Source organism: Streptomyces sp. NPDC048507 (genome assembly GCF_043199995.1).
Classification (GTDB): Bacteria; Actinomycetota; Actinomycetes; order Streptomycetales; family Streptomycetaceae; genus Streptomyces.
The window spans coordinates 518576-530672 of the sequence record NZ_JBICWZ010000001.1 but is presented as its reverse complement, the minus strand read 5'-3'; the positions used below and the strand labels follow the sequence as shown (position 1 = coordinate 530672).

Below are 12097 nucleotides of genomic sequence, written 5' to 3'. Positions count from 1 at the left end.
TCCCGCACCTGATCTTCTGGCCGCCTCAGACATGGTTGGCCGCTGTGCCCGCTGCCCTATCCGGCGAGTGCGAGGTTGTGCATGCGGTCGCTGCCGAGCATGGCGTGATGGACGCCGTCGCCTTTGAGGAGGCAGTCGCGGAGGATCTTCCAGGTCTTCATGCGGGCGAAGACGTGCTCGACGCGGGCGCGGACCTGCTTGTGGGACTTGTTGTGCGCCTGCTTCCACTCGGGCAGTTCTTCGCCTTTGCAGCGTCGGTGGGGCATGACAAGTCCGGTGCCCGGATAGCCGCCGTCGGCGATCGTCATAGTTTTGCCGACGGCGGCTTTGGCGCCGGATTCCTCCCATGCCCTGCAATCGTTGCGGTTGCCGGCCAGCGGCCGGCCGACCGCAACGACCAGGCGCGTGTCGGCGTCGATGACGACCTGGTGGTTGGTGGAGTACCTGTAGTTCCTGGACTGCGCGGCAATGGTGTGGTCCCGGGTGGGAACCAGGGTGCCGTCCACGATGAGCACGGTGTCCTTCGCGAACCGCTTGCGGGGCTGGAGCGCGAGCATCGGCCCGAGGTCGTCGATGATGCGGTCCGCCGCCGACTTCGACACCCCGAACAGCGGGGCGAGCTGCCGCATGGTCAGGTTCGTGCGCCAGCAGGCCGCGACCAACAGGGCCCGGTCCTCCAGCGGAAGACTCCACGCCGGCCCCTGCGGACCGCGTCCGCCCCCTCGCGCCGCAGCACCGTCACCAGCTTCCCGAACTGCCGCGAGCTCAGCCCGGTGAACGGGGATATCCAAGACGGCTCCGACGCCGTGATCACACCAGCCACAGCAAGGTCATCCCAGTCGCCCGCCTGCCGCCCGGGTCCTGCCCTCAGCACGGAAATCAGGCGACCGGGCCTGGCGCATCATCCAGGAAGACCCCATGAGCCAAGACCTTATGACCTTCCTCCACGCACGGCTGGACGAGGAGGCAGACCTGGCCCGACACTGCGACGATGACGACTGCGGGGAGTGGACCGCTCACAGGCACACCGTCGACTTCTGCCAAGTAGAACTCTCCGGCTTCCATCCCACGATCGCCCTGCACGTCGCGCTGCACGACCCGGCTCGCATGCTGCGGAAGGTTGAAGCCAAGCGGCGCGTGCTCGCCCGCCATGCACATGCACTCAGTCCTGCCACGGGCGACCCCGAACTACCGTGGGACAACCGCGATGACTGCTCCCATTCCATGAAGCCGCGCAGCGGCTCTGCACCCACTGCCGCTGGCCGCTACCCGTTGACAGCCCCGTCCTTCCCCTGGGAGCAGCCGTGGCCACGGTCTCGACCCTCGCCCTTTGGGCCGACCTCGAAGACGATTCACAGGAAGACATCAACGAAGAGCGCGATGCCGCAGCGGCGCTCGCGACCGGTGAGTTCCTGTCGCCCGCGTCGGATGACGACGGCGTCAGCGAGGACGACCAGAACGACAAGTTCGAACGCTACGAACGTACCTGTGGGATTCGCACCCACCGATACGAGCACTGGCGTCGACTCCACACCTACCTGGTGGAGAGCAACAAGGCAGTCTCCGAGTTCCCGTTCCTCGCCCCTTGGGCTGCGGATCTGCAGCGGCGCTTTCTCCCCGCCCTCGAAGCGGAACGGCGCGCCTTCGCCGCCCTGGTCCAGCCCACCTCTCTGCTCGAAGCCTCAGCCGTACGGCTCCTACCCAAGCCAGAATTCACTGCCGAGCCCGATTACGCTGGTTTGGGCGTCGATGCACGGCGTACGTTCCAGCGTGTCTGGTTCGACTGGAGCCGCAGGGCCACGTGGTCGTGGAGCCGCCTGGAAGAACACGACTTCACCGTTTCATTCCTCGTGCGAGATGCCTTCGGCCGCCGACGCAAAGGGCTGGCCGAGGCACTGAAGTCCTTCGGCGAGCTCGCAGCAGAGTGGACCTCCCAGGCCCGCGCAGAAGTGGACCGGCGCACGAAGACACCCTGGCGACTCGTCGGCGTCAAGGTGCCGGCACTCCCTTACACGCGCTTCGGCGAGCGCGCCCAGGACCTTCTCACCGCCTGGGAATCCGCGGTCATCGCCACTTATCAGGTCGCCTTCAATCCCAGCGCTGGCTCTGCCGCCCTGCTCGTACCTCACCTCATCGCAGAACAACTGACTACGACGGCATCGTCCACGATGCCAGTCAAGCCCCTGGGCACACATGGCAATGCTGCCACCGCCGAATACCTGCTGGCATACCTGCTGGCGCAATGGCTCCCTGGCCACGTACCGGAGCAAGTCGCTAGACCTACACCGCCCAGCCACGCAAATGACCATGTCCGGACCGGCCATCGCGGCGCTAGAACCGACAACGCCCGGACACCACTGCCCGGGCGAGCGGGGCGGCGAATCCCGATGACCTGCATCAGGATTCGCCGCACGAGCTTCCACGTGTTCCGTCATCGGGAACAGGTTAGCCGACCCTAACTGGGGGACTTCATGACGTACGTGCCCAGGTCGTCGGTCTCGACGATCCCCGGAAACGAGCCACCCTCACGTAGAATTGCTACATAGCGAGTTGCTACGACCTCTTTCCAGTGGAGTCTCCGAACCACCTGTCCTGGCGACACCTGGAAGATCAGGACTTCTCGGTCTACACCGTCGTCGGCGATGCCTTCGGGCGTCGCCGCAGGGGAAAGCCTGAGGTCCACGCCGCGTTCCGCCGACCGGATCCGCCAGGCACACGAAGAGGCCGGCCGCCCCGCCAGCTGGCGGCAGTCAAAGCGGCTCAAGCTGTAGCGCGGCATTTGACGAGGCCCCCACCCTGGTGACAGCGGCTGCGCCTGCGAGTTGCTCGTGGCACCATGCCCAGTCTGGCTCCGGAGCATCACTTCGGACAGGCCCACTGCGGATGCGTGTTCTCGGCAACTGGTCTCGCGCATAGACGTCGAAGCTGTCCTCCTGTGGAGAGACCTGAGCTCCGTTCGCTCGTCATGGGCCGGACTTTCGGCTGGCGGCACGCTGCCAGGCGTGGTAGCCGGCGATGGCTGTCGGCAGGGTCGGGTAGATGCGGCCCGCGCCGACCGCTGCCGTAAGGCCGTAGGCGTCGAGGGGTTCGCGGAGCTCCTGTTTGACGCGGGCGAAGGCGAACACGACGTCCCGCTGGACGAGTTCGGCGCGTAGCGCCTCGACGGCGTCAAGGGCCGTGATGTCGACCTCGACGTTGGCCTCGGTGTTCAGGACGAACCAGTGGACCGGTCCGTGCTGCTCATCGACGGCCGCCATGGCGCGTCGGCGGAAGTCTTCGGCGTTCGCGAAGAACAGAGGCGAGTCGTAGCGGTAGATGAGCAGGCCGGGAATGGTGCGGGCGGTCGGATAGTCGTCGATGTCATGCATGCCGGCCAGGCCCGGAACGATCCCCAGGACGGCATCGTGCGGGCGGGCCACTCTTGCGAGCAGGTCGATGACGGACAGGGCCACCGCTATCAGGACGCCGTACAGGATGCCCAGGACGAGCACGCCGAAGGTGCAGCCGATGGCCAGGAGCAATTCGCGCCTGCGGAAGGCCGCAAGCCTGCGGAACTCGCCCACCTCGATCAGGCGTACGGCGGCGTAGACGACGATGGCGCCGAGGGCGGCGGACGGGGTGTGGGCCAGCAGTGGGCCGAGGAAGAGCAGTACGGCGGCCACGCAGACGGCGCCGACGAGGGAGTACGCCTGGGTGCGGGCGCCGGCGGAGTCGGCGAGAGCGGTGCGGCTGGCGCTGCTGCTGACAGGGAAGCCGTGCAGGACGCCGGCGCCCACGTTGGACACGCCGAGCGCCAGCAGTTCTCGGTTGGCGGCCAAGGGGTGCGGATCGTCGTGCCGGGCGAAGGCGCGCGCGGTCAGGACGACGTCCGAATATCCGACGAGGAGCACTCCGACTGCCGGTAGGACCAAGTCGGCGTAGTCGGACGGATCGGGCAGGGCGAAGCCCGGGAGGCCGGTCGGGACTGCTCCGATGACGTTGATTCCGTGGTTTTCGTCGAGGGCGAAGCCCGCCACCGCTGCCGTGGCGAGCGCCAGCACGACGAGGGGTCCGGGCAGCGGTCGGCACAACAGGGGCAGAACGAACAGAAGGGCGAGGCATCCGCCGGCGAGCAGGGCCGTGGGCCAGTGCACGTCACCGAGATGGTGGAGGAACGAGAACAGGTGGGGAAAGAAGTCCGATCCGCTACCGGTGGTTCCGGTCAGGCGGGGAAGCTGGTCCACGATCATGATCAGGGCGACGCCGGCCAGGTAGCCGACGAGCACCGGGCGGGAGAGGAGATCCGCGAGGAAGCCCAGCCTCACGGCCCAGGCGACGAGACTGAGCAGGCCGACCACGACGGCCAGGGCCGCCGAGAGCAGCGCGTAGCGCGCGGGGTCGCCGGCCGCCAGCGGGCCCACGGCCACGGCGGTCATGAGGGCGGTGGTCGATTCCGGCCCCACGGACAGCAAGCGGGAGGACCCGCTGAGGGCGTAGAGGACCATGGCGGGGAGGGCGGCCCAGAGCCCGATGACCGGCGGGAGGCCGGCAACGCCGGCGTAGGCCATCACCTGTGGCACGAGATACGCGGCGACCGTGATGCCTGCCAGCACGTCACCCCGGAGCCAGGACGAACGGTAGCCGCGGAAAGCAGGCGGGACCGCCACGGTCCATCCGCGCTTCGGCATGACACCTCCGGAATTCCTGCGGGCGTGTGCCGCACCATCGTGACGTGCGGAGGGCGGTGTGGAGGCGAAGCGCGCGTGCGGGCGACGTTACGGACTGCCCTCGCGCAAGCGGAAGCCCGTGATCAGGTCGGGGCGGATCCGGATCGCGCGCGATGCGCCGGCCACGGCCCAGGGCTCCAGGAGGCGCACGTAACGTTCGATCTCGTCCGGGTCGGTGACAGCGGTGGCGTAGCCGGTGGCGACCACGCTCCAGCCCAGATGTTCACCCGGGTCGATGTCGTCGGCCTCGTAGGCAACGACCACGCCCGCATCCTGCTGGGTCGCGAGCAGCGCCGCCAGCGTCGATCCGTCCTGGACGCGGACGATGATGTCGCCGGCGTCGAGGACGTGGTTCACCGGGCGTACCGCCGGCAGTGCGTGACGGGTGAAGACGATCCTGCCCATTTCGGCTGTGCCGAGCAGCTGCAGCGCCTCGTCAGTCCCGAGCTCTTCCATCTGTCGTCCCGGCACGCTGTCGGCAGGCGAAGCGGTGGTCGCACCGGCCGGGTGGCTCTTCATCGTGGGCGCCCTTCGTCGAACGAGCAGGCGGGATCCGAATCGACGGCATGGTGGGGGAGACACCCCGGCTGGCCGTGCCGTGCCCGTTCCCGCATGTCGCGCGCCTGCCAGTCGAACAGGGGTGAAGGCGTGAACGGACCGTCTGCTGCAAGGTTCTCCGCGCACGCCGGTCTCGGACAGGGGCCGATCGGCCCCTGGACGGGACCACAGGGCCCATGCTCGGGACCGGCGGGAAGACCAAGACTGAAGACGGACTCATACAGGAGGCCGTCCATGAGCGCCCCTTCACCCACCCGTATCTCCGAGGCACTCCCCGCAGACTGCCGCTCCCGCCTGATGGAGCTGGCCCGAGAGGTCAACTTCGCAGAAGGGGCCCACCTCTTCCGCGAGGGCGGCCACGCCGACCGGTTCTGGATCGTCCGCTCCGGCACCGTGACCTTGGACGTCCGTGTACCCGGGCGGCGCGCCGCGGTCATCGAGAGCCTCGGCGCCGGCCAGCTGGTCGGCTGCTCGTGGCTCTTCAAGCCCTACTCCTGGCGCCTGGGCGCCGAAGCGATGACGCCCGTCCGCGCGTACGAGTTCGACGCGGAGCGCGTGCGGGCGCTGATGGACGCCGACCCTGCCTTCGGTTCTGCCTTGGGCCACTGGGTCGGGCAGGTCCTCGCCAACCGGCTGCAGGCCTCCCGGGTGCGCCTTCTCGATCTGTACGCGCCCTACGGCAGCGGCAGCTTCCTCTGATCGTCCGTACGCCGAAGGAGCCGGTCATGCCCGCATCCCGCTACACCGTCAGTGACGTCATGACGCACACCGCCGTCGCCATCGGCCGCGAGGCGTCCTACAAGGAGATCGTCGAGCTGATGCACCAGTGGAAGGTCAGCGCGGTCCCCGTCCTGGAAGGCGAGGGGCGGGTCGTCGGAGTCGTCTCTGAAGCGGATCTGCTGCCGAAGGAGGAGTTCCGGCGTACGGACCCCACCCTTCCTGATCAGCTGGAGGAGGCGTCGAAGGCCGGCGGGGTGCTGGCCGAGGAGCTGATGTCGAGCCCGGCGATCACCGTGCACCCCGACGCGCCCGTCGCCGAAGCTGCCAGGATCATGGCGCGCAAGCACGTCAAGCGCCTCCCCGTGGTGAACGCGCTCGGCATGCTGGAGGGCGTGGTCAGCCGCAGTGACCTCCTGAAGGTGTTTCTGCGGCCCGACGAGGAGCTCGCGGAGGAGATCCGCCAGGGCGTGCTCAGCCAGCTGGCACCCGGCGTGAACGCGGACTTCGGCGTCCGGGACGGCGTCGTCACCCTGCGCGGCCCGCTGCGGGACCGGGCCCTGGTGCCCCTGCTCGCACGGGCGATCCGCGCGGTCGAAGGTGTCGTGGACGTCCGGATGGAGCTGGACGGCGCCGTGGCCGCATAGTGCCGCCTCACGATTACGGGGTGTTTTGTGCGCCTTCCTGAGACAATTCGATGGGAAATGCGTCATTGGCACTGCACCAGGGGCGATCATGTCCGACGATCCGAATGCCTCCGCCGGAGCTCCGATCAAGGTGTTCCTCCTCGACGACCACGAGGTGGTCCGGCGCGGGCTGCGGGACCTCCTGGACGCCGAGCCGGACATCACCGTCGTGGGCGAGGCCGGCACGGCCGAGCAGGCACTGGCTCGCGGGCCTGCGCTGCGCCCGGACGTGGCCGTGCTCGACGTGCGGCTGCCCGACAGCGACGGCATCACCGTCTGCCGCGAGCTGCGCTCGCGCATGCCAGGCCTGGCCTGCCTGATGCTGACGTCCTTCGATGACGAGGACGCGCTGCTGGACGCGATCATGGCGGGCGCCGCCGGGTACGTGCTGAAGCAGATCAAGGGCTCCGACCTGGTCTCCGCCGTACGGACGGTGGCGACCGGGCAGTCCATGCTCGACCCGGCCACCACCGCGCGTCTGATGCACTCCCTGCGGGATCCTGCGGCGGCGAAGGAGCCGGAGGACGCCCGGCTGGCGGCTCTTTCCGAACGCGAGCGGGCCGTCCTGGAACTCATCGGAGACGGCCTCACCAACCGGCAGATCGCCAAACAGCTCTACCTGTCCGAGAAGACGGTCAAGAACCACATCTCGCGGCTGCTGGGGAAGCTCGGCGTGGAGCGGAGGGTCCAGGCGGCCGTGATCGCCGCCCAGGTGCACGAGCACGATACCGGGACGGCGAAGCAGTAGTGACGCCGGAGTCAGTCACTGCCGTGGTGGAACCAGGGGCACCTGCCACTCCAGGCGCGTGCCTCCCATTCCGTCGTCCCGCGCTGCGGCCTTCATCCGGCCGTTCAGCCTCTCGGCGCGTTCTGCGAGGTTTCGCAGTCCGCTGCGCCGACCGCTCTCGGGCAGGCCGACACCGTCGTCGGCCACGGTGACGGTCAGGTTTCCGGCCGATGCGACGATCGAGACCTCCGCCCGCGTGGCCTCGGCGTGTCGGGCGACGTTGGCGAGTGCCTCCCCCACCGCTGCGAGGGCCTCGTCCGCGACCGCCGACGGTACGTCGGTGTCGATCAGGCCCTCCATTCGCAGGGCCGGGGGGAATCCGAGAGCCGCTGATGCCTCGTCCATGGCTTGGACCAGGCGGGATCGCAGCTTGGACGTCTGCCCGGGGGTCTCGTGCTCACGGAGTCCGAAGATGGTGGACCGGATGATCTTGATGGTGGCGTCCAGGTCGTCCACGGCGCGCGCCAGGCGTTCGGACGCCTGGGGGTGGTCGACGAAGCGCTGGGCGCTCTGGAGGGTCATGCCAGTGGCGAAGAGCCGCTGGATGGCGAGGTCGTGCAGGTCGCGGGCGATGCGGTCGTGGTCTTCCAGCAGGCTCATCTGCTCGGCGTCGCGGCGCCGGTCGGCCAGCTCCAGTGCGAGGGCGGCCTGGCCGGCGAACCCCGGCAGCGCGGCGATCTCCGAGCCGGCGAAGCCGGGGCGGCCGTGCCGGCGGGCGAGCATCAGGACGCCGCTGAGCTTCTCCTTCGTGCCGACGGTGACCGCCACGGCCGGGCCGAAGCCGGTCCACCGCTCGGGCTGGACGGTGACGCGCTCATCGGCCGCCACGTCGGGGACCGCGATGAGTCCGTCGCGGGCCAGCGCGGCTTCTGCGAGAGTGCCCCGGGTGCTGGGCAGGACGATCCCGCGGTGCGCTTCCGCTCCCTCCCCCAGGGCAAGGGAGCCCCGCAGTTCCCCAGCGGAGCCGAGCAGGTAGAAGACACCCATGTCCGCGCCGGTGATGTCCTTGGCCCGGTCCAGCATGCCCTCGAGGACCTCGTCCTCCGGCGCTCCGGAGAGCAGGGCGCTGGTGATGTCCGAGCTGGCCTCCAGCCAGCGCTCGCGCAGCCGGACCTCCGCGAACAGACGGGCGTTCTCGATGGCGATGCCGGCCGCGACGGCGAGGGTGGACAGGACCGCTTCGTCCTCGGCGTCGAATTCTGCTCCGCCGCGCTTCTCGGTCAGATAGAGGTTGCCGAAGACCTCCTCGCGGACCCGGATCGGGACACCGAGGAAGGAGTGCATCGGCGGGTGGTGCTCCGGGAACCCGTACGAGGCGGGATGCTCGGACAGCTCCGACAGCCGCAGTGGTTCGGGGTGGCGAATCAGCTCACCGAGGATGCCGTGGCCCGACGGCAGGTCCCCGATCTGCGCCCGGAGGCCGTCGCTGATGCCGACGGGCAGGAACTCGTCCAGCTTCTTGCCGTCCCCGATGACCCCTAGGGCTCCGTATTGGGCGTCCACGAGTACGACCGCCGCCTCGACGATGCCGCGCAGGACCTGCGGCAGGTCGAGTTCCCGACCCACCGACATGACGGCCTCCAGGAGGCCGTTCAGCCTGTCCCGGGTACCTCTGACCTCGTCGATGCGTACCTGGAGCTCGTCGAGCAGCTCGTCGAGCCGCAGCCGCGGGACACCGCTTCGGGCGGGCACGTCACCAGCGCTCACGCCCCACCTCCGTACGGCAGCAATGATGAGAGGGCCAGCGCTTCCACGGTATCTCCGGCCGGAGGGCGTTCCCAGTCAGCAAGAGGCCGTTGCGCCGTTCGGCCTCTCCTCGTGCCGCGGCGGGCCGGTTTCGTCGTGCAGGTGCCGGACGTGGGCGTCGGGGCCGGGGAAGAACACGCTGGTGCGGCCGGTATCGGACCAGCGCACGTCATAGGGCGGGGTGCCGTCGTCGTGGTGCAGGGCGACGACTTCGCCGTCACGGCCGGGCTTTCCGAGGGTGGGGCCGCCGACGACGATCTGATCGCCCACTGCGGCATGGATGCCGTGCGCGTCCGCGGGTGAATACGTGTTCATGGTCATGCCTTTCTGTGGAATGCGCTGCGCAGGAGCCGGGCGGTGACGAATGCTGCGAGGGCTGCCGCAGTGGCGAGTGCCGCGCCGGGCCAGCCCACCGGCCGGGTGTCCAGCAGCGACTGGAGGGCGGGAACGTACAGAGCAGCCATCGCGAGGAGGGCGGAGGCCGCCACGGCGGCGGGGAGGAAGGGGTTCTGGGTGGTGAGCAAACGGGACCTCAGCCCCAGGGACACGCCCAGCTGGGCTCCGAGCAGGGACAGGAAGAGCACGCTCTGCCAGGGCAGGCCCATGCCACGCGCGCCGATGGCGGCGGTCAGGCTGAACGCCGTCACGGCAGCGGCGAGGACGAGGAGGCGTTGCCACACTCCTGCGGCCAGAATGTGCTGTCCCGGCGGCCGGGGCGGCCGCCGCATCGCCGTGGGTGCTGCCGGCTCGGCGCCCATCGCCACGCCGGTGAGGCCGTGGGTGAGAAGGTTGATCCACAGGATCTGTCCCGCCCTGAGCGGGAGGGCCAGGCCGAGCAGGGGACCTGCCAGCATCACGAGGATCTCGGCCGCTCCACCGGCCATGGCGTAGACGAGGAAGCGCCGGATGTCGTCGTAGACGCGGCGGCCTTCCTCGACGGCCGTGACCACGGTGGAGAGCTCGTCGTCCGTGAGGACGAGGTCGGCGGCCTGGCGGGCCACCTCCGTGCCGCGGGCCCCCATGGCGACGCCGATGTCGGCCTGGCGGAGGGCGGGGCCGTCGTTGACGCCGTCCCCGGTCATGGCCGTGACCGCGCCGCGGGCCCGCCAGGCGTGGACGATGTCCAGCTTCTGCTGTGGATCGGTCCGGGCGAAGACCCGGACCGCGGTCAGGTCGGTGTCCGGCGCTGCGGCCAGCTCTGGTCCGGTGACGACCGCGTCGGCCCGGCCGTCCTCGATGAGTCCGATGCGTACGGCGATGGCGCGGGCTGTCGCCGGGTGGTCGCCGGTGATCATGACCGGGGTGATGCCGGCGGCGCGGCAGGCTGCCAAGGTGGCCGCTGCCGCCGCTTTCGGGGGATCGCTGATGGCGATCAGGCCGAGAAGGCTCAGTCCGTGTTCCGCCTCGGCGGCGGGTCGGCTCCACTGGAGCCGTTCGGTGCCTGCCACTGCCAGGACCCTGAATCCGTGCGCGGCCAGCTCGGCTGCCCGTTGGCGGGCCTGGCCCAGGACCTCGGGCGGCTCGGCGAGCACCGTGGGAGCCAGGACGGCCTCGGGCGCCCCTTTGAGGCAGACCAGGACGTTGCCGTCGGGCAGATGGTGGAGGGTCGTCATCCGTTTGCGGAGGCTGTCGAACGGCGCCTCGCCGATCCGGGGACAGGCTCTGTGCAGCTCGGCCGGGTCGGGACAGCCCGCCTTGGCAGCGGCTGCCAGCAGGGCGGCCTCCATGGGGTCGCCCACGGCCGTCCACACGCCGGATCCGCCCTGGGGCGGTTTCAGGCTCGCGTCGTTGCACAGTGCGGCCGTGGTGAGCAGCTCTTGCAGGGGGCGGAGCTGCTCGGGTGCCAGGGGGTGCGCGGCGCGCGTCAGGGTTCCGTCGGGTTCGTATCCGCTGCCGGACACGTCGGCGACTCCGGACGGCGTCCACACGTGCTGGACGACCATGCGGCCCTCGGTGAGGGTGCCGGTCTTGTCCGTGGCCAGCACGCTCACCGAGCCGAGTGTCTCGACGGCCGGAAGGCGTCGGATCAGGGCTCCCCGGGCCGCCATGCGGCGGGCCCCGAGGGCGAGGGCGAGGGTGACGACGGCGGGCAGGGACTCGGGTACCGCGGCGACGGCGAGGCTGATGGCGGTGACGGCCATCGTGCTCACGTCGAGACCGCGAACGAGGCCGAGGGCGAAGAACAGCACGCACAGGGCGACGGTGGACGCGGCCAGGACGCGGCCGAGGGAGGCGAGGCGGCGCTGGAGCGGGGTCGGCTCGTGTTCCCCGTCGAGGAGCGCCGCGATCCGGCCGAGGGCACTGGAGGAACCGGTGGCCGTGGCGGTCGCGACACCCCTCCCGCGCACCACGACGGTGCCGGCGCCGACCGTGTCACCGGCGGCCTTCGCTACGGGTTCCGATTCGCCCGTGAGCATCGACTCGTCCATCAGGAGAGCGGACGCCTCGGTGAGATCTGCGTCCGCGGCGACGATGTCTCCCTCGCCCAGGAGCAGGCTGTCACCCGGCACCACGAGCGCTGCCGCCACCTCGTGCGCTTCGCCGTCGCGCCGTACTCGGGCGTGTGGGGCCGAGAGAGCGGAGAGCGCGGCGACCGCGCGGTCCGCCCGCACCTCCTGGCTGACACCCACGGTCGTGTTGAAGACGACCACCAGAGCGATGACGACGGCGTCCGGGTGGTCGCCGATCGCGATGGTCAGCAGTGCGGCACCGAGCAGCACCATGATCAGTGGATCACGCAGCTGTGCCAGAACCCGCCGGTGCAGGGACCTGGGCTGCGCAGGAGCCACCTCGTTGCGTCCGTAGCGGGCCAGTCTGTGTTCGGCCTCGGCCTGGGTCAGCCCCGCCGGGGCTGGGGATCCGACAGGCTGGTCGATCGCGCGGCTGGTCATGGCGGG

The 12097-nt window shown here is 69.8% G+C and carries 9 protein-coding genes and 2 pseudogenes; 5 read left to right on the top strand and 6 right to left on the bottom strand.

Features of this window, described 5'->3' with window-relative positions; genetic code table 11:
• Window positions 1–56 precede the first annotated feature (56 nt).
• Window positions 57–823, bottom strand: a pseudogene (locus ACGFXC_RS02475) (transposase).
• Window positions 824–918: 95 nt separating this feature from the next.
• Between ACGFXC_RS02475 and ACGFXC_RS02470 the strand changes: the two are divergent.
• Both ACGFXC_RS02470 and ACGFXC_RS02465 read left to right on the top strand, forming a co-directional pair.
• Window positions 919–1146, top strand: a pseudogene (locus tag ACGFXC_RS02470) (DUF6221 family protein); the annotation flags it as partial.
• Between the two features lie 158 nt (window positions 1147–1304).
• Window positions 1305–2459: a hypothetical protein gene (locus ACGFXC_RS02465; RefSeq protein ID WP_393709623.1), complete on the top strand. Its 1155-nt coding sequence runs from the start codon at window positions 1305–1307 to the stop codon at window positions 2457–2459.
• 504 nt (window positions 2460–2963) lie between these two features.
• On the opposite strand, the gene ACGFXC_RS02460 is transcribed toward ACGFXC_RS02465, so the two are convergent.
• Window positions 2964–4667: a SulP family inorganic anion transporter gene (locus ACGFXC_RS02460; protein WP_393708677.1), complete on the bottom strand. Its 1704-nt coding sequence runs from the start codon at window positions 4665–4667 to the stop codon at window positions 2964–2966.
• 87 nt (window positions 4668–4754) lie between these two features.
• A complete protein-coding gene (locus tag ACGFXC_RS02455; protein ID WP_393708676.1) occupies window positions 4755–5225 on the bottom strand; it encodes a pyridoxamine 5'-phosphate oxidase family protein in 471 nt (156 codons plus the stop codon).
• Window positions 5226–5498: 273 nt separating this feature from the next.
• On the opposite strand from ACGFXC_RS02455, the gene ACGFXC_RS02450 reads away from it, so the two are divergent.
• The 3 genes from ACGFXC_RS02450 (at window position 5499) to ACGFXC_RS02440 (ending at window position 7415) form a co-directional block, all read left to right on the top strand.
• On the top strand, window positions 5499–5963 hold the full coding sequence (locus ACGFXC_RS02450) for a Crp/Fnr family transcriptional regulator (RefSeq protein WP_393708674.1): 465 nt from the start codon (window positions 5499–5501) through the stop codon (window positions 5961–5963).
• A 26-nt stretch (window positions 5964–5989) separates the two neighbouring features.
• Window positions 5990–6628, top strand: a complete 639-nt coding sequence (locus tag ACGFXC_RS02445; protein WP_393708673.1) for a CBS domain-containing protein — start codon at window positions 5990–5992, stop codon at window positions 6626–6628.
• An 88-nt stretch (window positions 6629–6716) separates the two neighbouring features.
• Window positions 6717–7415 (top strand): response regulator, encoded by a 699-nt coding sequence (locus ACGFXC_RS02440; protein WP_393708671.1) that lies wholly within the window; start codon window positions 6717–6719, stop codon window positions 7413–7415.
• Window positions 7416–7430: 15 nt separating this feature from the next.
• Here the strand turns inward: ACGFXC_RS02440 and ACGFXC_RS02435 are convergent, their stop codons facing one another.
• The 3 genes from ACGFXC_RS02435 to ACGFXC_RS02425 all read right to left on the bottom strand — a co-directional run bounded on the left by ACGFXC_RS02435 (window position 7431) and on the right by ACGFXC_RS02425 (window position 12091).
• A complete protein-coding gene (locus ACGFXC_RS02435; protein ID WP_393708669.1) occupies window positions 7431–9161 on the bottom strand; it encodes a GAF domain-containing protein in 1731 nt (576 codons plus the stop codon).
• A gap of 75 nt (window positions 9162–9236) precedes the next feature.
• Window positions 9237–9521 (bottom strand): DUF1918 domain-containing protein, encoded by a 285-nt coding sequence (locus ACGFXC_RS02430; protein WP_393708667.1) that lies wholly within the window; start codon window positions 9519–9521, stop codon window positions 9237–9239.
• Complete coding sequence (locus tag ACGFXC_RS02425) at window positions 9518–12091, bottom strand: cation-translocating P-type ATPase (protein ID WP_393708665.1); 2574 nt, start codon at window positions 12089–12091, stop codon at window positions 9518–9520. Before ACGFXC_RS02425 ends, ACGFXC_RS02430 begins: the two co-directional genes overlap by 4 nt.
• Window positions 12092–12097: the final 6 nt, after the last annotated feature.

Bases quoted from the DNA above. Each gene is read 5' to 3' on its own strand.
- ACGFXC_RS02430 (WP_393708667.1), bottom strand. From the start codon at position 9,521: ATGACCATGAACACGTATTCACCCGCGGACGCGCACGGCATCCATGCC.
- ACGFXC_RS02460 (WP_393708677.1), bottom strand. From the start codon at position 4,667: ATGCCGAAGCGCGGATGGACCGTGGCGGTCCCGCCTGCTTTCCGCGGC.
- ACGFXC_RS02450 (WP_393708674.1), top strand. From the start codon at position 5,499: ATGAGCGCCCCTTCACCCACCCGTATCTCCGAGGCACTCCCCGCAGAC.
- ACGFXC_RS02425 (WP_393708665.1), bottom strand. From the start codon at position 12,091: ATGACCAGCCGCGCGATCGACCAGCCTGTCGGATCCCCAGCCCCGGCG.
- ACGFXC_RS02445 (WP_393708673.1), top strand. From the start codon at position 5,990: ATGCCCGCATCCCGCTACACCGTCAGTGACGTCATGACGCACACCGCC.
- ACGFXC_RS02455 (WP_393708676.1), bottom strand. From the start codon at position 5,225: ATGAAGAGCCACCCGGCCGGTGCGACCACCGCTTCGCCTGCCGACAGC.
- ACGFXC_RS02440 (WP_393708671.1), top strand. From the start codon at position 6,717: ATGTCCGACGATCCGAATGCCTCCGCCGGAGCTCCGATCAAGGTGTTC.